Here is a 21,936-nt window from a genome sequence, read left to right on the forward strand (position 1 = left end):
CTAGGGCACGAGGTGGTGGCTGATGGCAAACCGCAGCAGCTCAGAACGGTTGCTGGTGTCGGTTTTGCGCAGCAGACTGCTGACATACTTCTCGACGGTGCGGGGGCTCAGAAATAGGCGATCGCCGATTTGAGCATTTGATAGCCCGTCCGACAGCAGCGTCAGCACATCCTGTTCCCGAGCCGTAAACTCAGTTACTAGATCGGCAGGATCAGGGGTCCAGGGCGCAATCGCTTCGCTGACTTCGCTGGACTGAAGGGCGCGCTGCTGAGCAGTGCTGAGAGCCACCTGTTGAATCCAGGCCGACTGGATTAGCTGCGATCGCTCCAGCAAGTTGCGCACGATCGCCCCGATCTCCTTCAGCTCAAAGGGTTTGGGCAGGTAGAGGTCACAGCCAAGCTGATAGCCTCGAATCCGGTCTTGGGTCTGATTGTGGGCGGTGAGGAAAATTACTGGCAGCAGCCGAAAGGCCGGGTACTGCCGCACCTTTTGCACTAGGGTAAACCCATCGAGACCGGGCATGCCGATATCGGTAATGATGAGTTGGGGCTGGTGGCTAAATACCTGACTCAGCGCCATTTCGCCGTGGCTGGCCATCAGCACAGAATAGCCCTCAAGCTCTAAATAATCGCACAATGCAAGACGAGTGCCCTCGTCGTCTTCGGCAATTAAAATGGTGAGCGGCATAGCGTTCTACCAGGGTTAGAGCTGCTGACAGGTCCAACGTTACAACCTACGGCCAGGATTTAGCCTTGGCACGCAGCCGACTTTCGCTCCTGCCCCTTCAGCCTAAACGACAATTTAAGGACTAGGTTTATTTGTTGCTGAAGTTAAAGTCCTGTGAAGTGGGCACTCCGCAGGGGTTAACATAGCCCCTGACGGTGGGCTTTGACAGCCTCTAACCCAGGCGATAACCGAAGCCACGCACGGTTTTCAGGTATTGCGGGTGGCTGGGGTCAACCTCTAGCTTTTCGCGAATCCAGCGAATATGGACATCTACAGTTTTGTTGTCGCCCATAAAATCGTGCCCCCAAACCTGGTCAATAATCTGATCCCGTGACCATACCCGACGGGGCTGGCTCATAAACAGTTCCAGAATTCGAAATTCTTTAGGGGAGAGGTTAACTTCTTCGCCCTTCAAAAAGACACGGCACTCCTGGGGATGGAGCATGATGTCTTCAAACCGGAGCACGTTGTCTTTCTCAGCGCTAGCTTTGCCCCGCTGTCGGCGCAGCAGCGCCCGGCACCGAGCAACCAGCTCTCGCATGCCAAAGGGCTTGCTCAAGTAGTCGTCGGCACCAATTTCGAGCCCCACCACGCGGTCTGTTTCAGTACCCTTGGCGCTCAGCACTAGAATGGGCACATCGATGCCCTGGTGGCGCAGCAGACGGCAAAGGTCAAGCCCGTTCATGCCGGGTAGCATGAGGTCGAGCACTACCAGGTTGACTTCAGGCCGGTCGGTGCGGCTCGACACCGATGTGCCGCCCAGCATGTCGAGAGCAGTCAGACCATCTGCGGCAACGAGAACATCAAACCCCTCTTCGGCCAACCCAAGGGCCAATGTTTCTCGAATCAGTTCTTCATCTTCGACGATGAGTACCCGCCCTAGGCCAACCCGTAGGTTTGGCTGAGCCTGGGGCGCGAGGTCTACAGAATCCATAAGAAATGGTTAAAAACTGCTCACTGAAATCATATCAGTCCGCAGGGGGATGAACAGCTTGACAAAAGCTAAGACTTTGTAAACCCCAACTTGGAGCCTGTGGGAAAAGCGCCCTAGGCTCCGCTGACTAAAGCTTCTACAGCCTCAGCGTGGGTGGGTAGGGCGGCGGTTAAAACAGTGCAGCCCGCTGAGTTAATGTGCACATCACTCTCGATGCGAATGCCGCGTACCCCATCAAAGGTCTTGAGGCGGTCCCAGTTAATGGCGTCGTCATACTGGCCCGACTGCCTCGCCGGACCTAAAATGCCAGGCACCTGGTAAAAGCCCGGTTCAATGGTGACCACCATGTTGGCCGCTAGGGGCCGGTCCAGGCGAAGAAACTTAAGCCCAAAGCGATCGCTGCGCGATCGCCCCGGCGCGTAGCCTGCCATATCCCCTAAATCTTCCATGTCGTGCACATCTAGCCCCAGCAGATGCCCCACCCCGTGGGGGAAAAACAGAGCGTGCACATCCCGTTCAACCAGGGCATCGGGATCTCCCTTCAGGACTCCTAGATCGACTAACCCCGCCGCCAGGACACGACAGGCCAGCAGGTGTAGATTCCGGTACTCAACCCCAGGGCGGGCGGCGGCAATGCAGGCATCGTGGGCGGCCAGTACTAGGTTGTAGATATCTCGTTGCGCCGAGGTGAACCGCCCAGACACAGGCCAGGTGCGAGTGATATCCGAAGCCCAGCCGCTGGGGGCCTCGGCCCCCACGTCGGCCAGCAGCAGATCGCCCGGAGCCAGGTTGTGGTGGTACTGCTCGTTGTGGAGCACTTCGCCGTGGACAGTGACAATGCTGTTGTAGGCGCAGGCCATGTTCTGGCCCATAATCACCTGCTCCATCGCGGCCCGCACCTGGGCCTCGGTGGTGGCCCCTGGAGTGGCGGCCATACCGGCTGTGTGGGCAGCAACAGAGACCGCTGCCGCTCGTTTGATTTGGTCGAGGGCGTAGTCATCGTGGTGCAGTCTCAGGGTCACCAGGGCTTCGACTAAGGCTTTGCTACATTCCGAGCCGGCGGTTTGGGTAGAGAGGGTCGCCGCTTTGGCTAGATAGGAGTCTAGGTCCTGGTAGGGATAGGCAGCATCGGCTCCGATGTCAGCGGCGATCGCCTCTCGACTGGGGCTTGGCCCGTGCCACAGCGCTGCTTCAGGGGAGGTGTCATCCGTAAACAGCGTCAGCCGACCCCCTTCGAGGTGAAGGGCAGCATTGGCCAGGGGCAGGCCTGCAAAGTACAAGAAATGGCTGTTAGCCCGAAAGGGATAGGTGTTGGCTGGAAAGTTGCGCGACACCGCCTGCCCCGACCACAGCACCACTGGCCCTGGGTGAAGCTCAGCCAGGCGATCGCGGCGCTGCCGTAGTACCGTAACCAGCGATAACGAGGTGGTCTGAGGGGGCATAGACAACCAAAGCCGATGACCTCTTTAGTCTGCCACAGCACACCAGTACTGGAGAGGTGGCAAGCTTGATGGTCTAGCTCTAGCTTTAAACTCCTGTTGTCAGCAGTTAACCCCAAAGGGGAGAAACATCCCTTAAAATGAAACCAATAAAATTAATTTTTTGTGAAATCCTCGTTCGAAAATAAGTTCAAATGAACTACTGTTGAATCTATAACGGCTAGCCTATCTCAGGTGCAGCGCTATGGCTTCCTTAACGATTTGTCTAGGATCACGGGTTCGCCTTAAGGGGCAAGACGACCACGTACCCGATTTCGTAGTGGTGCGGTGTGAGCGCGATCGCTGCTGGATACGCCAGGAAGACTGGGCTCCCGGCACCGAAATCAAGGTCAGTTTTAAGCAGCTTCTGGTGCCTCCTGATGCAGGCTCGACTCTGCCAGTCGCCTTAGCTCAGCAGGTCAAAGCATCAGGATTGTTGGCTGGCCACGGCGACCACCGTGCTGGAGAGAACGTAGTCTATATGGACGCCTACCGCCGTCGCCATGCCCCTCAAAAGCGATAGCGCTGGCGGGCCATAGCTCTTATCTCCAAGTCGCAACGATTTGTTGCCGATCGCTTCGTCCTTAAGGTGTTAGGATGCAGCTCTGTCGGTTTTAGCGGGGGTCAGCCGCTAAAGGAAACGGGGAAAGCGCAGCGAAAATCTGCCACTGTCCCGCAGCTGTGAGGCGATTTTAGACTTCAGATGTTGGATTGACAGAGCTCCAACGTCTAGAAGCTTAAACTTCTCCAAGTCAGAATGCCCGCCGATGGACGCCCACGTTATTCCCATCTGCGAGGTACAGATGACTATGAATAGTCTTTGGTTTGCTCTAGGGCGCTGTGGCTCTGGGCGATGTTTTTTGATGCCGTACCGGACCCCAAGCCATTGCTGGGGGTGGCTGTGCGTATAGACGCCAGCGTGTGGCAGGGCTGTTTTGGCGACTGGCAGCCGCTGTTTATTCGCGAATACTGGCTGCCCATAGGCCACATCGCCTGGCAGGGGTTTTTGCAGCAGGGCCGAGGCATGGTGGTGTGCGAAATTCACACCAGCACCGCCACGGTGGACTGGAGCCGCACGGCGGTACCTTACACTGCTCGCTTTGTGGCTTCAGATGCCTGGACTGCCTGCTTTCACGACAGCCTACCAGCCGATCAATTACCCGCTGTGGCAGAGGCCGTAGCGACCTACGACCCCGCCCGAGATGCGATCTTGCTCTTAATTAGTGATTCGCACCCCTATGTGAGCTGCTTAAAAGGTTGGGCGGTGCCACCGCCGGAGTGCTCTCGCCAGATGGGTGATCGCCACGCCGAGTTCACCGTCGTACAGCCTTAATTTCTCTGGTTTTGTCAGTTGTCCAAGCTTCAAGGCTGGCTGGCAATGCTTATTCACTTATTTGTTTGAACCCAATGACCCAACCCACCCTGTTTATCTGTGCCCTGTGCAAGTTTCCCGCCGCTGAGTCTGGCGCGGGCGACACCCCTGGGGGGCAGCACCTGCTCGACCAGCTAACCGACTGCTTAAAGGCCGAAGAAATTACTCTTCAGCCGGTGCGCTGTATGGCTGCCTGCGATCGCGCCTGTAACGCTGCCCTCAGCGCCCCCGGCAAGCTGACGTTTATCTTTAACGACCTCTCACCCAGCCAGTCGGCTCCTGACTTGGCAGAGTTTTGCCGCCAATACGCCGCTGCCGCCAACGGCAAGGTGCCCTACGGGCTGCGATCGCCCGCCATTAAGCAGGCCACAGCCTACGTTCTACCGCCGCTGGTGGCTGAATCGGTGGAGGTGGCGATTCCGGAACGGAGCGTTTCGCGAATTGCCCATTAACTCATCCACCCATTCACCCATCTACCCATCCACTCTTCTACTCCCCACCGACAATCTCAAACTCCAACCCAAAGTCCTGGGCCAAACTACAGGTCTGGTGGTCAGTGATGTTGGTGTCGCTCAGCTCTAAGTTGTAGAAATTCACCGTGGGATGGCGAAAGTATGGCCCGGCGTGCCAGGTGCCCACGTCTAGCTTGATAAAGCAGTTGCCGGGAATGTGAAAGGCGCAAATTTTGCTGGGGTCGGGCTGGTCGGCAGTGCTGGGAGGAGCAACCGCTATGAGCCAGTCTTTGCCCTCCAGCGCCCCTAGGCACTGGGTGCAGCGCTGGTGCCGAGTGATGGTGCGAAACTGCTTGCCTCTGCGCTCTAGGGTCATGATGTAAAAGCGGGGAATGCCGCGATCGAGCTTGAGCTGGGCTTCCGCGGGGCCAAAGGTGGCTCCGTCGGCACTGGGGAAGATGACCTGGCCAAAGGGAACAAAGTTCTCTGGGGTAATGGGTCGCGCCGTGAGGTGCTGAAGGGTGAGGGGTAAGACCATGGTGAAACCTTACTCTCTGGGGGGAAGCTTTGCACTGATATCAGGCAGCTTTGTGAATCGTGCCGTCACTTTTAACGCCAACCACACGATCGCTCTGCATGGGTAAGAGTTCTTAAAAGTTCTATCATGTCTGACCTCCTAGGGTCTCGGTGCGGGCTAGCTGCCCGACCCTACTTCTACGCTAGTGCGGGCGAGGCCAGAATTGGGAGTTCAATTGACAGAAGTTGACTGCCTAAATCGAGGTGGATATCCCCCGAGAGCTAGGTAAGGGCGAAGTGATCTAGAAGAACTAGAGGGCGTTTCTTTGTAACAGGAAAGCGTTTCTTTGTAACGAGAGGCCGTTTTTTAGTAGCGGGAGGCTGTTTCTCTATGACGGAAGGACGTTACTTCGCGATGGAAGGCTATTGCTTTATAACGGAAGCGCGTTGCTTTATAAGAAGCGGCTGTTGCTTTGTCATGGAAGCGCGTCACAGAGTAACAGAGAAGCGTTGCCTTATAACAAGAGGGCGATATCGAGTAACGCTTCGACATTGGACGCGATCGGCAGGTGCTGATTTACGTATCCTACGGGTTAGGAGAACGGCTCACCCGCCGTAACCAAGAGCAACACAGCCACCGCGTCGTCGTAACTGAGGAAGGAGGACAGGTTATGACCTGTGACCATGCCAAAGCGTTAGCCCTTGCCAAAGCAGGCCAGTGGGATGCCGCCCACGAGCTGGTGCAGCTCTATTGCGATCGCACCTCCTGCCTAATTCATGCCTACCTGCATCGGGTTGAGGGAGACAACAGTAACGCTCGGTACTGGTATCGGCAGGCCGGAGTCACCATGCCAGCCAATACGCTGGAGGAAGAATTGGAGCGGTTAGTTGATACGATCGCGAGCCAGGCGTGAATGGATTCATTGGCTCGGCGGTGGGCAGCCCGTCACGTACGGCGATCATGGCGTAGAGCCAGCAACCGATACATCACCATACCTGTCATGGTGGCAGAAATACCCCACATCATGGCGATCGTAACAGAGCTCGTCAAAATCAACCCGGTGGTTGTATGGCCGATAGCTCGGGTAACAGAACTCAAAATAAACCAACCTAGCCCCCAGCTAACCGCACCGCTAATGACTTGGATTAAAACCCACCAGGCCATGCCAGGAATCTGGGTATAAAACACCAGCCCCTGAATACCACCAATCATCAGGCCCCCAACGGCTCCACTCATGATTAAGCTGCTGTGAAAGGCAATATAGGGCCGCACCATTCTGCTCAGGACCACCCCTAACATCGTGGCCAGAGTCCATCGCACTGTTCCCGAGGCCCCCAACCGCAGCATTGAACCCTGCAAGAGACCGACTGCAGCTCCCAAAACATAGGGAATGATTAGGTTTTGCTCAGCAGGGACGCTGATTATGGCTAATCCACAGCCTAAAACCGTCAGGCCAACCCAGAGGAGACAGAACTTCCAGGCCCTGTGAGGGGGATAATCGGCGGCCAAAAATAGGGTACGGTTAAGGGCAGAAAAATTCATAGGGATGTCGCTGACATAATGTTGGACCAGGGACGATACTGTCGGTGGCGACATACCCGCCTGCCCTGCCAATAGCATACCCTTGCCTCCTGAGCTCATAGCGTGATGCGTAACTACAAAACCCACGGGCAAGGCCCCATGAACCGTTACCCCCGTGGGTCGCCCTGCGGTTGCCCCACCCTACGGTCAAGCTAAACCGAACTGCGTAGCGTGGATTGAGTCACTAGACCCACGGAGAAAGACCGTATATAGACCATTTCGCTACGGTCAAGTCAAACTGAGCCGTGTTGCGTGGATAGAGCCACAAGACCCACGAAGAAAGAACGCATATTATCTTTTACAGGGTGTTATCCGGTAGATCTGGCGTAGAACTGCAAAGAATGAAGTTGTTATCCAGCATCTTCGCGTTGAATTGACATTGGGTATCATGACACACGTTCTAGAGCTAACTGGCGCAAACGAGCGACTCTTCCTTCTCCGACAGCTAGCGTCTGGTAGCAGGGAGTACTGTAAGCGAGAAGAACTATATGAGGGAAACGAGCAGTACGGAGATGAAGATTGGGAAATTTATTGGGGTCGGCTTCAGTTTCTGGTAAGTAAATTTATTCTTGATGCTGCAACCAGTTACAGAATTCTTCAGGACATACTACGTAAAGAACAATCAGTCGACGCGTTGTCTGAGATAGACCATACATTCGGTTCGAGACTTGGTGAAGTAAGGGTTGGCAATTTTGTGCTCACTCTCCGTGAGTCTTGTAACAAGATTATCCATGCTACCGATTTTTCTCTAGAATCCACGACAGCTCGCACTGGGAATCCTTCGCGTAGGTACAGCTATTGGAATGGAGCTTGCCATCTTAAAGGTATTTACGGTAAGAACAGTTGGCACGTCGCTCTAAATGTCTACGACTGGTGCGGTGCAGTAGATTCTTACTTTGAGTGGATGGCTGGGGAACTTGAGTGGCGCTGAACTTCACTTTGCCCAATGGCACTCCACTCAAACCTGTGCAGGCAACTGGCAAGTGCAGGCTAGTCATAGGTAGGATGGGCGAGGGGCTTTGCCCGTACCCATCGCCGGGGGAATTTGTCGATGAATGGGGTTGATAGGCACGCGTTGCTTTGCCCATCCTACGTTGGCTACTTCTTACAACACCTAAAAGAAAATTCTCGCCCCCTAACCCTTCTTGGTAAGCTGGAGGTTTGTTTCGTTGATCGCAGAGTTGGGGCAGTAAGGCATGGATAACAAGTTGATGCTGATGATTCCGGGGCCGACCCCGGTACCCGAGCAGGTGCTGTTGGCCATGGCCAAGCACCCCATGGGCCACCGTAGCGGCGAGTTTAGCGCCCTGATGGGCGAGGTGACTGAAAACCTCAAGTGGCTGCACCAAACCCAAAACGATGTGCTGGTGCTCTGCGCCAGTGGCACTGGGGCTATGGAAGCGGGCATTATCAACTTTCTCAGCGCGGGCGATAAGGTGCTGGTGGGCAACAACGGCAAATTTGGCGAACGCTGGGGCGAAGTAGCCCGCGCCTACGGCCTCGACACCCACGAAATTACCGCTGAGTGGGGCAAACCCCTCAACCCTGACGACTTCAAGGCGGCCTTGGAGGCCGACACCGCTAAAGAGATTAAAGCGGTGATTATTACCCACAGCGAAACCTCTACCGGGGTGCTCAACGATGTGGAAACCATCAACCGCCACGTCAAAGCCCACGGCGCGCTGATCATGCTGGATGCGGTGACTAGCCTGGGAGCGATCTCGGTACCAGTGGACGAGTGGGGTCTGGATGTGGTGGCCTCTGGTTCCCAAAAGGGCTACATGATTCCGCCGGGGCTGGCCTTTGTCAGCGTCAGCGCCAAGGCCTGGGAGGCCTACGAAACGGCGACTTTGCCCAAGTTCTACCTCGACCTCAAACCCTACAGCAAAGGGGCGGCTAAGAATACGACCCCCTTCACCCCCCCGGTTAACCTGTTCTTTGCCCTGCACGCAGCCCTGCAAATGATGCAGAAAGAGGGACTAGAGGCAATTTTTGCCCGTCACGATCGCCAGAAGCGAGCCACCCGCGCCGCCATGGCTGCCCTCAACCTGCCGCTGTTTGGGGCCGACGACTGCGCTAGCCCGGCGATCACTGCCGTTATGCCCCAGGGAGTCGATGCCGAGCAAATTCGCTCGGTGATGAAGAAGCAGTTTGACATTGTCTTGGCCGGTGGCCAAGACCACCTGAAGGGCAAGATCTTTCGGATTGGGCACCTAGGCTTTGTGGGCGATCGCGACGTGCTAACCGCCGTTGCTTCCCTAGAGGCCACCCTGACCAAGCTTGGCTACGACCAGTTCACCCCTGGGGCTGGGGTCAACGCCGCTGGGCAAATTCTGCTGGCCTAGACTCACACCCAAAGGCCCTGGCTAGATCGCTTGACGCAGGTTTGCCATCCGCTGAAAGCTGCCGGGGCCGCACTCTTTCTCAAACTCTTGCACAATCCAGTCCTGGCGCTTGCCGATGCGCTTGGCGCTTTTTTGCAGGTACTCAAAGTACTCCAGCATCTGCGTGGGCGTAGGCCGAGGTCCAAGGATGGAGCCGAGGCACCAGGCATCCTTGGGCCAGCGCCCGCAGTGCTCCCAAAACGATCGCTCGGCCCAGGTTGGTGCATTGCCCCGCATGTAGGCACGGCGACGGTGGCTGTGGAACAGCTCCATTAGAGTGGGAATGTCGTTGATCTGGTGGGCCTGGTCGGCGGAGTAAATCTCCACCATGTCCTCTAGGTTGAGGGGGCGCTCGGTGATCCACTGGTGGCCGCAGTCGGGGCATTTGGCGATGAACGACAGCACAATGCGCCCGCACTGGGGACAGGGCTTCGTCGGTGGCGGATTGCCCCCCTCGCTGTCCTTTTGCGCCTGCACGGGCAGGTGGTAGTCCTTAATATCTTCGGGAAAGCCTAGGCGCTCCAGGTTGCCTGCCTGGTCGAGAATGAGGCCGTACTGCTTGCCCGTCTGAGGTGAGATTCGCATTACCCGACCAATCTGTTGCAGGTGCAGGGCGCTCGACTGGGTGGGCCGCAGCATCAGCCCCACCTCGACGCTGGGCTCGTCAAAGCCGATGCTGATCACATTGCAGGAGGTGAGCACCAGGATTTTTTCGTCGCGCAGGTCGCTGTACATGCGCTTGCGGTCTTTGATGGCGGTGCCCCCTTCTACCGTGTCTGCGGTGATGCCAGCGGCGCGAAAGGCATCGGCGACGTGGCGGGCATGCTCGATATCCACACAAAAGGCGATGGTGCGCTTGCCGGGGCAGAGGCGCTGCCACTCGCGGACGATTTTTTCGATCAGTTCGGGGCGATCGCAGGCATTCTTCAGCCCAACCTCATCGTAGTCGCCCCGAACGGTCTTCACTTCTTTGAGGTTAGCGACCCCATCCGGCGGCATGCTGTAGTACTTCATGGGGGCTAAAAAGCCCCGCTGTTGCAGATCGCTGGGCACGGGCGAGGCCACTAGAGTATCCATAACGTCGCCCAGCTGCTCTTTGCCCAGGCGCTTAGGGGTGGCGGTCATCACCAAATGCACGGCGTTGGGAAAGGTTTTGAGTACCTTTTTGCCCACCTGACTAAACAGGGTAATGTGACCCTCGTCGTAGAACACCACATCCGCGGGCCACTGCTTCCACCACTGCCGCTTTGACATGGTTTGAATGCTGGCAATCTGAATCGGGGCGTCGCGGTTCTCTTCCCAGCCCGCTTTGATAAAGCCGCAGTGGAGGCCAAAGGATTCCATCTTTTCATAGGTCTGGCCCACCAACACATCCAGATGCACCAAGAACATCAGCCGCTTGCCCGCCCGCTCGGCATGGGCGCAGATCTGCCCGCTGATCACGGTCTTGCCCGCCCCGGTACCGGCGATGATCGCCACTCGCTTGTGCCCCTCGTTGAGCTTGCGATAGAGGTCGTTGATCAGGTCAACTTGGTAGGGGCGCAGTTGGGGGGGCATGGGGGAGTGGGCGGGTGGATGGGTGGATGGGTGAATGGGTGGATGGGTAGCGGGTCAAGGTTTACGGTTTACGGTGTACGGCAGAGTCGTAAACTCTTTTCCCCTGACACCCGATACCCATAACCCAACACCCTATAGATAATAAACCGGTACTACCTTTTGCCCTCGCGATCAAGGGCTCCAATGGCAACGACGCTATCATGCAGGTAGCTAAATCCAGGGACGGGCGCTTGAGCATGGAAACTCGCAAGTTGGGCAACACCGATATCGAGATCACGCCACTGATTTTTGGTACTTGGCAGGCGGGCAAGAGCGGCTGGGTCGGTGTCGAAGACCAGGATGTGATTGACGCGATGCAGGCGGCGCTGGAGGCGGGGATAACCACCTTCGACACGGCGGAGGTCTATGGCAGCGGCTATTCTGAGGAGCTGGTGGGCAAGGCCCTGGGGGATCGGCGCGACCAAGTTGTTTTGGTCACCAAAGTCTTCGCTAACCACCTCAAGGCCGACCAGGTGGTCGAGGCCTGCGAGCAGTCTCTCCAGCGCATGCAGACCGATGTGATCGACCTGTACCAGATCCACTGGCCATCGGGGGCGTTTAAGAGTGAGGTCGTGCCCATCGGTGAAACCATGGGGGCGCTGAACCAGCTGAAGGAACAGGGCAAAATTCGCGCGATCGGGGTGTCGAACTTTTCCAAGGCTCAAATCGAAGAGGCCATGCAGTACGGCCGCATCGATAGCCTTCAACCGCCCTATTCTCTCTTTTGGCGTGGGGTAGAGACTGAGCTATTGCCCTACTGCGTAGAAAACAACCTGACGATCCTGTCCTATTCATCCCTGGCTCAGGGGTTGCTCACCGGCAAGTTTAGCCCCGACCACCAGTTTCCCAAGGAAGACATTCGCAGCAAAAACAAGCTGTTTCAGCCGCCGATTTATGACAAAGCCCAGGCTGCCTTAGAAAAGCTGCGCCCGATCGCCGAGCGTTACAACACTACGTTGGGGAATTTGGCCCTAGCCTGGCTGATTGCTCAGCCTCAGACCACCGCGATCGTGGGGGCGCGTAACAGTGAGCAGGCCGTGGAGAATGCTAAGGCAGCGGCGATTTCGCTCTCTGCGGACGACCTGGCGGCGATCGACGGCATCAGCCGCACCGTCACCGATCACCTGCCCACCGACCCGGTGATGTGGGCTTTTGGGTAAAAGATTTTCGGGGTTGCTGGATATAGTCAGGAATCGACAATTCAACGTCTCTCGTAGGGGCTAAGCAGCCGTTTGCTCCGAACTAAATTCAGCCACCGTTCAGCAACGCCGAAAGTCCTCTGTGTTGGCCATCAACGTTCTCTACTTAGAGTCGTCGACGAAGCCTCTCCCAAGGAAAACGGAAAAGTTGAGGGAATTGCTCGGTAGCTGAGCGCCGTCGAAGACCGAACCTTAGAGCTTTCTCGCCATCCTATATTCTCGTTAGCTTGGGGAAATACTCTAGGGCAGGCCCCCCTAGGTGAGTTGCCCATGGACCCGAAGGCGCTGGTTTTTCCCCGCTGGCTGCGCAATTCTCTGCTGTTGCCGCTGTTTTTCTTAAACGGCTGGCTGTTCATTCTCCTGATCAATTTTCTTCAGCCTCTGGTCAACATGGTGCTGATCGCCATTTTGCTGGCGATTGTGCTCGACTACCCCGTGCAGGCGTTGCAGCGACGAGGGGCATCGCGATCGCTGAGTTTGACGGTGGTGGTGGTGGTAGCGATCGCGGCTATCTCCATCGGTGGCTTTCTCGTTCTGCCAGCCCTAGTGGGTCAAATTGGCACTTTTCTCAATCAATTGCCCCAGTGGACCACCTCGACTGAGGGTCTGTTTAGCTGGTTGGATAGCCTGCCCATTGTCCAGAGTTTGGGCCTTAACTTCAGCGATCGCCAAGCCGAGCTGGTGCGCCAGATGACCGGGGTAATGCGTACCCTGGGCACTACGCTGCTGGGGCTGCTGGCGGGCGGAGTCAGCGGCGGCTTTAAGGTGTTTTTTGTGATTGTGCTGACGGTGTTTATGCTCACCAAGGGCGGCAGAGCTTGGGCGGGCATCATGAGCTGGCTATCGCCCTGGTGGCGATCGCGCCTCGAAACCCGCGTGTCCTACAAATTTCGCCGCTTCATCAGCGTGCAGGTGATGCTGGCGACCGGGTTTGGCCTGGTGCTGGCGGTGATCTTCACCATTATTCGCGTGCCCCTGGCCCTAATGTTTGCCATGCTGATCGGCATGGGCAGCCTATTTCCGTTTATGGGGGCTTTTGCTCAAACCACCGTCAGCCTGTTCGTCATGTTTTACGACCTAAGCATGGGCATTCAGGTGTTTGTTATTGCCCTGGTGCTGGGGCAAATTTTAGACGAAATCATTTTGCCCAAGGTGATGGGCGACCTGATTGGCGTCAACCCCATCTGGCTGATTATCTCCGTGTTTATTGGAGCCAGGCTAGGGGGCGTGATGGGCATTCTAATCGCGGTGCCCATCGCCAGCGTGATCAAAGAAATTGTTATCGATATGATTGCCGAGGCTCGAGGCGAGGTGACCTCACCGCCTGTGCTGCCGCAGGCCGCCCCTGCCGCCGGAGATCCCATTCAAGAAAACGCCCAAGGCTAGGCAATTCCTAGGAAAAAAATATTCTTATGGAGGCATGCAGAGCCTGTACCTTCTAGAGCAGACAGAAGTCTTAGGTTGTTTTCGTTGCCAGATCTGTCCTTAAAAAGCGCCTGGGCGATCGCCCAAGAGATTGTATTACAGTAGTCGGTGACGAGTCTCGGACATTCTCTCCGTCTCCCCCATGAAAATTCCGTTCTTTAGTCGTCTCTACAACGGCCTGCTAAAGCATCCCCGCTATCGCTGGGTCGTCATGGGCGCCTCGCTCATCTACCTGCTGAGCCCTATCGACGTTTCCCCCGACTTTATCCCCGTGGCGGGCTGGATTGACGACGGCGTAGTGGCCACCCTGCTGGCTACCGGCATTACCCAGGTCTTGCTCGATCGCCGCCAGACCATAAAAGCCCAAAAGACCCTAGCTGACAATGCTACCGGTGTAACCTCTCTGCCTGCCGACCCCAAAAAATCCTAATGGACTGGTTGCTCGATCCGCTCAACTACGACTTTATGCGTCAGGCGCTGCTGGCCAGTTTGCTAGTGGGCATTTTGTGTCCGGTAGTGGGCACCTATTTAATCGTGCAGCGTATGGCCATGCTTGGGGATGTGGTAGCCCACGGGGTGCTGCCGGGACTGGCGATCGCCAGTTTTTTCAACCTCCCTATCCTGCTGGGAGCCTTCGCCATGGGCCTGTTTAGCACCGCCGTCATCACCTGGATTCGCACTCAATCGCGCATCAAAGTCGATACGGCCATGGCCATCACCTTTTCCACCTTCTTTTCCCTCGGCATCACTCTGCTAACGGTGTTTCGCAGCCGAGTTTCCCTAGAGCAGCTGCTGTTCGGCGATATCCTGAGCATCAATGCCAGCGATGTTTGGCAAATTGCCCTGATTGCTGGACTGGTGCTACTGGGAGTAGCCTTATTTTATAAAGAGCTGTTGTTCTTCACCTTCGACCCACTTGGAGCCGAAGCTCTAGGACTGCCCGTCAATGCCATCAATCTTGGCCTGATGGCTGGTATAACTCTGGCCATTATTGCTGGCATGAAAACCGTAGGCGTAATTTTAGTTGTGGCCCTCATGGTTGGCCCCGCCGCTACCGCCTATCTGCTGGTCAAAGAACTCCACTGGATGATGATTCTAGGCGCAGCCCTGGGAGTGCTCTTCGGGATCGTGGGCATGTACAGCAGCTACTATTTAGATATTCCCTCGGGGCCTGCGATCGGCCTGATCGTGTTTGCTGGGTTTTTGCTGGCTCTGCTATTTAGTCCCCGCTAGGCATCCTGACCTACCACCTAAAATACTAGACCGCAGATAAGCGCTCGCCGGCAATACCTGTAGTGGCAATCAGGCACTAGACTGATTTATCCATATCTCCCCCTAAAAACAAATCAACTACCTTAGCTAAGCCACCACCCAATCCGGATTCCTAGGAGCCACAATGGTAAGGAGCGAACGATTTGGTGTACATTGTTCTGGAATTAGCGAGTCTCGCAAAAGCCCTCTATTCAGCAGAGGTTGGTGATAAATAAACTTTTCGCTTTAATCCAAAACAATATAACCCCCTTCTACTATCACAAGCTATTTAATACCTAAGCCTCTATCAACCCCCCATCTAAGCCCTTTGGAGTAAGAGCGAATTTACCTGATGCAGCAGTTCAGTGCTTCCCCTCGCGAGTTAACCGTTAGCTTATGGCGTCATCGCGAACTTATTATCTCCTTGGTTCAGAGAGATATAATCGGTCGCTATCGGGGTTCATCCCTGGGTATTGTCTGGTCTTTAGTCCACCCAATGTTCATGCTAGCCGTTTACACCTTTGTTTTTAGCGTCGTGTTCCAAGCTCGATGGGACAACGGCAACGACTCCAAAGCTGAATTTGCGCTGGTGCTTTTCGCGGGGTTAATTGTATTTAACCTATTTGCCGAGTGCATTAATCGAGCACCTAGCTTAATTACGTCTAACGTTAACTATGTGAAGCGGGTTGTGTTTCCCTTAGAGATACTCCCATGGGTTGCCTTAGGCTCAGCCCTTTTTCATGCGCTGATGAGCATTGTTGTATGGCTAGTGTTTTACGCTGTACTTTTTGGCTTGCCAAAATTCAGCATCATATTGCTGCCCGCGATAATTTTGCCGCTCGTTCTTTTGACAATGGGTCTTACTTGGTTTTTTGCTGCTTTAGGAGTTTACCTGCGCGACATTTCACAGGTAACCACAATTATCACCACAGTGCTTATGTTCTTGTCACCTATTTTTTATCCTGTATCAGCTCTTCCTGAAAAATTTCAACCCGTATTACTCCTGAACCCGCTAGCTCCTGCACTTGAGCAATTTAGAGGAATTTTGATGTGGGGTGAAATACCTAGGTTTGATCTTTGGGGTTTGTACCTAGCGGCAACTTCTGCAGTGGCCTACTTGGGCTTTGTTTGGTTCCAAAAAACGCGCAGGGGGTTTGCAGATGTCCTCTGACATAGCCATCAGTGTCAGCAACCTCAGCAAATGCTACCAGATTTACGATAAGCCTCAAGACCGCCTATTTCAAATGCTGGCTGGCCAAAAGCGACAATACTTCAGGGAGTTTTGGGCACTAAAAGACATCTCTTTTGAAGTCAAAAAAGGCGAAACCTTTGGAATTATTGGGCGCAATGGCAGTGGTAAGAGTACACTTCTTCAAGTCATTGCTGGAACACTAGATCAAACCAGTGGCAGTGTCACTGTAAATGGTCGAATTGCTGCCTTACTAGAGTTGGGTAGCGGGTTCAATCCCAATTTTACAGGTAGGGAAAACGTTTTTCTAAATGGAAGTATTTTAGGCTTGTCGAAGCAAGAAATAGCAGAATGTTATGACCAGGTTGTAGAGTTTGCTGACATAGGAGATTTTATTGATCAACCTGTCAAAACCTACTCTAGCGGTATGTTTGTGCGTCTTGCATTTGCCGTTCAAGCTCATATTAACGCAAATATTATTATCATTGATGAAGCTCTAGCTGTAGGGGACGTATTTTTTAGGCAAAAATGCTACGCCCGGCTTGAACAACTGCGGGATTCTGGAGCGGCTATTGTTCTGGTTTCCCACTCTATGCCTGATGTTGAACAATATTGTGAACGAGCTATCTTAATCGATAAGGGCAATCAAGAATTTATTGGTTCCTCTAGTGAGGCAGCTAAAGAATATTATTTACTATATCAGTCATCCCGTCAAAATCGAAGAATCAAACATAGCATCGAGATGCCTGATAACCATCAGCAATTAGATACTCACCAACTCCTTGTACCACGTAGGGAATTATTTATTGACTTATCTCAAAAGAAGCAAATTAGTCAAGGTGAAGCTATCTGTACCGGCATTGTTTTATGCGATGTTACAAATCAACCTTGCTATAGTTTTCGGCAGGGTGATGAAGCAATTTTTTACTATGAATTTCGGCTACTAGTTGATATTGAAGTACCCATCTGCGGAGCTGTTCTGAAAAATGATCGCGCCGTTATTGTTCATGGTAAAAACAGCTGGCAATTTAGCCACGATGTGCCCAAAAATTTAAGCGCTGGGAGTAAGATCTTATGCCAGCATAGGATTTTATTAAACCTACAGCCAGGTGAATACACCTTCGAAGTTGCCTTGGCTTCCTTAGAAAACTTTTGGTGGCAAAAACGTGAGCATGTTTCACATGAAGAGATATCCTCCCATTTCTGCCATCTATGCAGTTTGTCCGATGTCGGCTCGTTTACAGTTGGGTTAGCCGCTCAAAACGGTGTCAGTGTTCTGACACACCACGGCATTGCTGATTTGCCAGGTGATATGAAGAGTAGTGTCGTCCTACAGATGCCTAGTGATAATGATTTCACACCTGAATCCTTAATAGGCTAAGATCAGTTAATTGATTCAATTTACTCTTGATGGAAGGATTACATGAAAACTCTAATCTTGCAAAAACAGGAGGTGATTCAAGGCTACGATGTAGTTTCTCAGCTCTATCCTCATATTCCTCCCTTAAGTCATTGGCGTGCTTGGGAATACGCTGCATATCAACAATATAAATTAACAGAAAATATTTTAGATTTAGGTTGCGGCGACGGAAAGTATTTCAAGCTACTCTGGCCTCATGCCAAGCGAGTTACTGGAATGGATATCAATCCAGTTGCAGTTGAGCTGGCTGAGAAAAGTGGTGTCTATCAAAATGTTCATCTTGGTTATGCTCACCAAATACCAGAACCAAGTAATTCATTCAACCATATTTTTGCCAACTGCTCCTTAGAGCATATGGATAATATAGATAAGGTTTTGTCGGAAGTTAGTCGTTGCCTCAAGCCCGGCGGCACCCTGATATGTAGCGTTGTGACCCATCGATACGAACAATGGGCATTACTTCCTAACCTCGTCTCAATGGCTGGCTTTGATCAGGTATCGCGAGCTCTTTTGAAAGATTTCTTAGAGTATCATCATTTATCTAACCCGTTTCATCCAGATGAATGGAAACAGTGTTTTATCAGAGCAGGGCTTAAGCCTGAAGAGCACGTCCCAATTCTGCCGAAACACAATAGTGGTATCTTTCTTTTGATGGACGGCATCTGGCATGTAAAGGATAAGAATGCCGGAGAGTTAGGAGATTCTATTTTCCCGTTCTTGTCATCTAATCCCAATTTCGCAACTGCTTTTAGGTCTATTCTAGCTGGCCTGTTGGAAATGGAAACAGATTGGCAAGACTGTAGTGGTGCTGTTTTTATGGCAAGAAAAGGAGTGTAAAGAGATAGGCATGCATAACTGCTGGTGCGGAAATTCTAATCTTTCAACCTTTTCTTCTAAGTACGCAGAATGTAAAGTTTGCGGAACATTAGTTTCTCTCAACCCCTTATCTACTGATCAATTATTCGTCCATGATGATGAAGTAGACTTTTACGGAAAGCAGTATTGGCTTGATCATCAGAGTCAGGATCTCGGTTTCCCAGATATCTATATACGTTCCAGAAAAGATTTAACTGAGCGCAATATTCATTGGTTTAGAACGCTAGTGAGATACCGCTTGCCACCTGGCGATGTGCTGGAAATAGGGTGCGGTCATGGTAGCTTTGTAGCCTTTATGCAACAAGCTGGATATCAATCTTCTGGTGTAGAGATGAGCCAATGGGTTGTTTCCTTCGGGGAAAAGACTTTTGGTATACCAGTTTATTTGGGTCCTCTGGAAAATATTGATCTTTCTAAGGGCAGCTTAGATGTAATTGTAATGATGGATGTCTTAGAGCATCTCCCAAATCCAGTAACTACATTGCAGAACTGCTTGGAGTTACTGAGACCAGACGGATTCTTGCTTATTCAGACGCCAGAATTTAAAGAAGGAAAAACTTATTCAGACTTGGTAGACTTGCAAAGTCCTTTTTTAGGGATGCTACAGCCGGATGAGCATCTAAACCTTTTCAGTCGTCGCTCTATTGTGCGGATTTTAAACGAGTTAGGAGTTAAAAATATTCTCTTTGAACAGGCAATCTTCGCTGATTACGACATGTTTCTGGTTGCTAGTAGAGTGCAACTAGAAACACATAGTTCTGAGCAGGTAGAGGCAGCTCTATTAGCTCATCCCCAAAGTCGAATGACACTAGCGCTGCTTGATTTAAGGGAACGTGAGCTGGCTCTAGCTGAAACATTACAGGACTCAGAACAAGATCGGGCGGCACGATTAGAGCAGATTATTATTTTGACACAGCAATTAAAGGAAGCTGAAGTTAATCGTCAACTGCATATAACGCAGGTTGAAGCGTTAACTCAGCAGGTTGAAGTGTCAACTCAGCAGGTTGAAGCGTTAACTCAGCAGGTTGAGGCTTTGAACCAACAACTCAACGAAAAAAGCGGTATATATTGGCTTGAAAAACTCAAGAAACTATTTTCTTAAGAGCATGTGAGCAAGTAGGTAAACCTAAGCAATCAGCATGCTAATCACTGCGTAGTAAAGTTTTCGGAAATTCGGAGCTGTACTTAATTAAACTCTTCCACTCATCTATGACCAAAGCATCTGTCATAAGGATTGCCGTCGATTTAACACCTCTTCGCCCAGGCGGTGAGAATGGTGGAGCTAAGACTTTAATCCTAACTCTTCTAGAGGAATTCTCTTCAGTTCAATCGAGCGATTTCGAGTATCTCTTAATTGCTGAATCTTGGAATTATCAAGAGCTACTGGAGTTTCAGTCAAGTAATATTACCTGCCTTCTAAAGTCAGACATCTTTTTCGTGCCTGCAATAGAGTTTAATCAATCAAAGGAAGATTACAAAAGCACTTTAAGTCTTCTCAAGTTATCATCACTTAAATCCAACTTTAAAGAAATATTGAAAATACTGCTGGATAAATCCGTCGTCGGTGGAAAACGTGTTTTAAAGAGTCTTCCATTTGGGCTTTCAAGACTTGCTCCTTCTCTTAAGAAATATCTAAGCGAGTTTCGAAATAGTTTGCTTAGACAAGAAGCGGTTTCTACGATGTTCAAGCCAAAAACTTTGCAAGAGAGTTACAATATCGACTTACTGTTTTGTCCTTTCTCTGCCCCAACATTTGCGGAGCCTGGATTGCCTCTTGTTGCTATTGCTTATGATTTGCAGCACTTGGATTTGCCTTTTCTTTTTAGTGGTGATGAGAGATCTCATCGAACTCGATTTCTCAAGGATCTTTTGCACAAGGCTAGTCAGATTATTTGTATTTCTGAGTTTACGCGCCAATCTTTCTTAACCCATTTGGATGGGGATTCTGAGAGGTTGACGTCGATCCCAATCTGTATTCACGAGCGGCTGACTAAAATTCCAAATGATTTGGTTGAAACTACTCTTAGTAGATTAGGCTTAGGAAAACGACAATATTTGTTCTTTCCTGCTAATTTCTGGCCTCATAAGAACCATCGTATGCTTTTAGCTGCGTATTCTGTATATAAAAAAGAATTTCCTTTATCAGCTCTAAATTTAGTATTTACTGGGGCATTAGAGGAGCCGCAGAGAGACATTAAAGAACTAGTGTTTAAGCTGGGTTGTGAAAATTATGTTCATTTTTTGGGCTTTTTAAGCCAAGCAGAATTAGTTGCCGTATGGCAGGGCTGCAAAGGTTTAATATTTCCCTCACTTTATGAGGGATTTGGTATTCCGCTCCTAGAGGCTATGTGGTTTGATAAACCAATTGCCTGTAGTTCAATTGGAAGTTTACCTGAAGTTGGTGGGGATGCTGCCATCTATTTTGATCCGCGTAAACCCGAAAGTATTGCCGATGCAATCGCAGCAGTTGCTCACAACGACGCGTTGACTACTCATTTGAGGGGTTGTGCTCAGCAGCGATTGCAGATGTTTAGTCAGCGCTCTATGACTGAACAATATTTGGATGTGTTTAGAGCTGCTGTGTCACATGTGTCACCTCCTCGAAGATTGGTATGACTCTTACCTTTAGTGTAATTACCCCGTCCTATAATCAAGGGCAGTTTATCGAGCGGACGATTCAGAGCATTTTGTCTCAAACTGCTGTTGAATTTGATTATATGGTCTGTGATGGAGGCAGTAACGATGAAACGATAGAGATTTTAAACAAATACCAAGACTATTTACGCTGGGTTAGCGAAGCCGATGGCGGGCAAGCAGATGCTGTAAATAAAGGTATTCGCTCTACCAAAGGGGATATTATTGCCTGGATTAATTCTGATGATATTTATTACCCTGAGGCTTTCAAAAAGGTGAGAACTATATTTTTAAATTATCCTGAGATTAACGTAGTTTATGGCAACGCTAATCACATTGATAGAGAAGGTGGTTATATAGAGCCATATCCTACTGAGCCTTGGGATTATAGTCGCTTAAAAGAAATATGTTTTCTATGTCAACCTGCTGTTTTCTTTCGTCGCCGAATGGTGGATACCTATGGCGACCTAGATATCAGTCTTAAGTTTTGCATGGATTATGAGCTTTGGCTTCGATATGGTAAGCAAAGTAATTTTTTTTATATTCCAGACTTATTAGCTGGTTCACGATTTTATCAGGATACTAAAACTTTAGGTCAAAGAGTTGCTGTTCACCACGAAATTAATGAAATGCTAAAAGCTAAGTTTCTTAGATCGCCTGAACGGTGGGTTCTAGCTTATGCTTCAGTCTCGGCAGAAGAGCAAGAGAAAGCTCAAGGGCGTGATCCGGGCAATTTGTGGGTTCAAGTGCAGCGCGTTAATACATTTTTCTCCGAGGCTTTTTATGGTTATCGTCGATGGCGAAATTTCGCAGTTTCACCCTTGACGATTTGCCAAATAATGCGTTGGACATTAGCTGCTTATTATCGTTTTTTGAGAAGTAAATTTTTTTTATAATTTAGG

21 protein-coding genes and 1 riboswitch are annotated in these 21,936 nt (G+C 51.6%); of the genes, 15 read left to right on the forward strand and 6 right to left on the reverse strand.

Annotated elements, in window-relative coordinates; genetic code table 11:
* From H6F75_RS23825 to H6F75_RS23835, 3 genes are all read right to left on the reverse strand, one after another.
* Nucleotides 1-687, reverse strand: coding sequence for a response regulator transcription factor (locus tag H6F75_RS23825; RefSeq protein ID WP_190755192.1), 687 nt, complete (start codon nt 685-687; stop codon nt 1-3).
* A 211-nt stretch (nt 688-898) separates the two neighbouring features.
* Nucleotides 899-1,660 carry a response regulator transcription factor gene (locus H6F75_RS23830; RefSeq protein ID WP_190755194.1) on the reverse strand — a complete coding sequence of 254 codons (762 nt, stop codon included), beginning with the start codon at nt 1,658-1,660 and terminating at the stop codon, nt 899-901.
* A 113-nt stretch (nt 1,661-1,773) separates the two neighbouring features.
* Entirely contained in the window at nt 1,774-3,102 is a 1,329-nt protein-coding gene (locus tag H6F75_RS23835; protein ID WP_190755196.1) for an aminopeptidase P family protein, read from the reverse strand.
* Nucleotides 3,103-3,343: 241 nt separating this feature from the next.
* Between H6F75_RS23835 and H6F75_RS23840 the strand changes: the two genes are divergently transcribed.
* From H6F75_RS23840 to H6F75_RS23850, 3 genes are all read left to right on the forward strand, one after another.
* Nucleotides 3,344-3,661 (forward strand): hypothetical protein, encoded by a 318-nt coding sequence (locus H6F75_RS23840; RefSeq protein ID WP_190755198.1) that lies wholly within the window; start codon nt 3,344-3,346, stop codon nt 3,659-3,661.
* A 69-nt stretch (nt 3,662-3,730) separates the two neighbouring features.
* Nucleotides 3,731-3,922: riboswitch (cobalamin riboswitch) on the forward strand.
* 69 nt (nt 3,923-3,991) lie between these two features.
* Entirely contained in the window at nt 3,992-4,471 is a 480-nt protein-coding gene (locus H6F75_RS23845) for a hypothetical protein (RefSeq protein ID WP_190755200.1), read from the forward strand.
* A gap of 74 nt (nt 4,472-4,545) precedes the next feature.
* Nucleotides 4,546-4,962 (forward strand): DUF1636 domain-containing protein, encoded by a 417-nt coding sequence (locus H6F75_RS23850; RefSeq protein ID WP_190755202.1) that lies wholly within the window; start codon nt 4,546-4,548, stop codon nt 4,960-4,962.
* 37 nt (nt 4,963-4,999) lie between these two features.
* Here H6F75_RS23850 and H6F75_RS23855 read toward each other — a convergent pair whose 3' ends face one another.
* Nucleotides 5,000-5,500, reverse strand: coding sequence for an ureidoglycolate lyase (locus tag H6F75_RS23855; protein WP_190755205.1), 501 nt, complete (start codon nt 5,498-5,500; stop codon nt 5,000-5,002).
* Nucleotides 5,501-6,047: 547 nt separating this feature from the next.
* Here H6F75_RS23855 and H6F75_RS23860 point away from each other — a divergent pair.
* A complete protein-coding gene (locus H6F75_RS23860) occupies nt 6,048-6,392 on the forward strand; it encodes a hypothetical protein (protein ID WP_242020323.1) in 345 nt (114 codons plus the stop codon).
* A 32-nt stretch (nt 6,393-6,424) separates the two neighbouring features.
* Here H6F75_RS23860 and H6F75_RS23865 read toward each other — a convergent pair whose 3' ends face one another.
* Nucleotides 6,425-7,021 (reverse strand): hypothetical protein, encoded by a 597-nt coding sequence (locus H6F75_RS23865; protein WP_190755207.1) that lies wholly within the window; start codon nt 7,019-7,021, stop codon nt 6,425-6,427.
* A gap of 1,235 nt (nt 7,022-8,256) precedes the next feature.
* Here H6F75_RS23865 and H6F75_RS23870 point away from each other — a divergent pair.
* Nucleotides 8,257-9,405, forward strand: a complete 1,149-nt coding sequence (locus tag H6F75_RS23870) for an alanine--glyoxylate aminotransferase family protein (RefSeq protein ID WP_190755209.1) — start codon at nt 8,257-8,259, stop codon at nt 9,403-9,405.
* A gap of 21 nt (nt 9,406-9,426) precedes the next feature.
* On the opposite strand, the gene H6F75_RS23875 is transcribed toward H6F75_RS23870, so the two are convergent.
* Nucleotides 9,427-11,001 (reverse strand): DEAD/DEAH box helicase, encoded by a 1,575-nt coding sequence (locus H6F75_RS23875; protein ID WP_190755211.1) that lies wholly within the window; start codon nt 10,999-11,001, stop codon nt 9,427-9,429.
* Nucleotides 11,002-11,237: 236 nt separating this feature from the next.
* On the opposite strand from H6F75_RS23875, the gene H6F75_RS23880 reads away from it, so the two are divergent.
* The 10 genes from H6F75_RS23880 to H6F75_RS23925 all read left to right on the forward strand — a co-directional run bounded on the left by H6F75_RS23880 (nt 11,238) and on the right by H6F75_RS23925 (nt 21,930).
* Complete coding sequence (locus tag H6F75_RS23880) at nt 11,238-12,200, forward strand: aldo/keto reductase (RefSeq protein WP_190755213.1); 963 nt, start codon at nt 11,238-11,240, stop codon at nt 12,198-12,200.
* Between the two features lie 309 nt (nt 12,201-12,509).
* Nucleotides 12,510-13,625: an AI-2E family transporter gene (locus H6F75_RS23885; RefSeq protein ID WP_190755215.1), complete on the forward strand. Its 1,116-nt coding sequence runs from the start codon at nt 12,510-12,512 to the stop codon at nt 13,623-13,625.
* Between the two features lie 181 nt (nt 13,626-13,806).
* A complete protein-coding gene (locus H6F75_RS23890) occupies nt 13,807-14,094 on the forward strand; it encodes a YkvA family protein (RefSeq protein WP_190755217.1) in 288 nt (95 codons plus the stop codon).
* The gene (locus tag H6F75_RS23895; protein ID WP_190755219.1) at nt 14,094-14,897 is read left to right on the forward strand and encodes a metal ABC transporter permease; all 804 of its coding nucleotides are present in this window, start codon (nt 14,094-14,096) and stop codon (nt 14,895-14,897) included. Before H6F75_RS23890 ends, H6F75_RS23895 begins: the two co-directional genes overlap by 1 nt.
* 370 nt (nt 14,898-15,267) lie before the next feature.
* Complete coding sequence (locus tag H6F75_RS23900; protein ID WP_190755221.1) at nt 15,268-16,086, forward strand: ABC transporter permease; 819 nt, start codon at nt 15,268-15,270, stop codon at nt 16,084-16,086.
* On the forward strand, nt 16,076-17,485 hold the full coding sequence (locus tag H6F75_RS23905; protein ID WP_190755223.1) for an ABC transporter ATP-binding protein: 1,410 nt from the start codon (nt 16,076-16,078) through the stop codon (nt 17,483-17,485). The genes H6F75_RS23900 and H6F75_RS23905 overlap by 11 nt, the downstream gene beginning before the upstream one ends.
* 42 nt (nt 17,486-17,527) lie before the next feature.
* Complete coding sequence (locus H6F75_RS23910) at nt 17,528-18,361, forward strand: methyltransferase domain-containing protein (protein ID WP_190755225.1); 834 nt, start codon at nt 17,528-17,530, stop codon at nt 18,359-18,361.
* Nucleotides 18,330-19,502 (forward strand): methyltransferase domain-containing protein, encoded by a 1,173-nt coding sequence (locus tag H6F75_RS23915; protein ID WP_190755227.1) that lies wholly within the window; start codon nt 18,330-18,332, stop codon nt 19,500-19,502. The genes H6F75_RS23910 and H6F75_RS23915 overlap by 32 nt, the downstream gene beginning before the upstream one ends.
* Before the next feature lie 107 nt (nt 19,503-19,609).
* Nucleotides 19,610-21,016 carry a glycosyltransferase family 1 protein gene (locus H6F75_RS23920; protein ID WP_190755229.1) on the forward strand — a complete coding sequence of 469 codons (1,407 nt, stop codon included), beginning with the start codon at nt 19,610-19,612 and terminating at the stop codon, nt 21,014-21,016.
* The gene (locus tag H6F75_RS23925; RefSeq protein WP_190755231.1) at nt 21,013-21,930 is read left to right on the forward strand and encodes a glycosyltransferase family 2 protein; all 918 of its coding nucleotides are present in this window, start codon (nt 21,013-21,015) and stop codon (nt 21,928-21,930) included. Before H6F75_RS23920 ends, H6F75_RS23925 begins: the two co-directional genes overlap by 4 nt.
* Nucleotides 21,931-21,936 lie beyond the last annotated feature (6 nt).

Source organism: Nodosilinea sp. FACHB-131, from assembly GCF_014695395.1.
Classification (GTDB): Bacteria; Cyanobacteriota; Cyanobacteriia; order Phormidesmidales; family Phormidesmidaceae; genus Nodosilinea.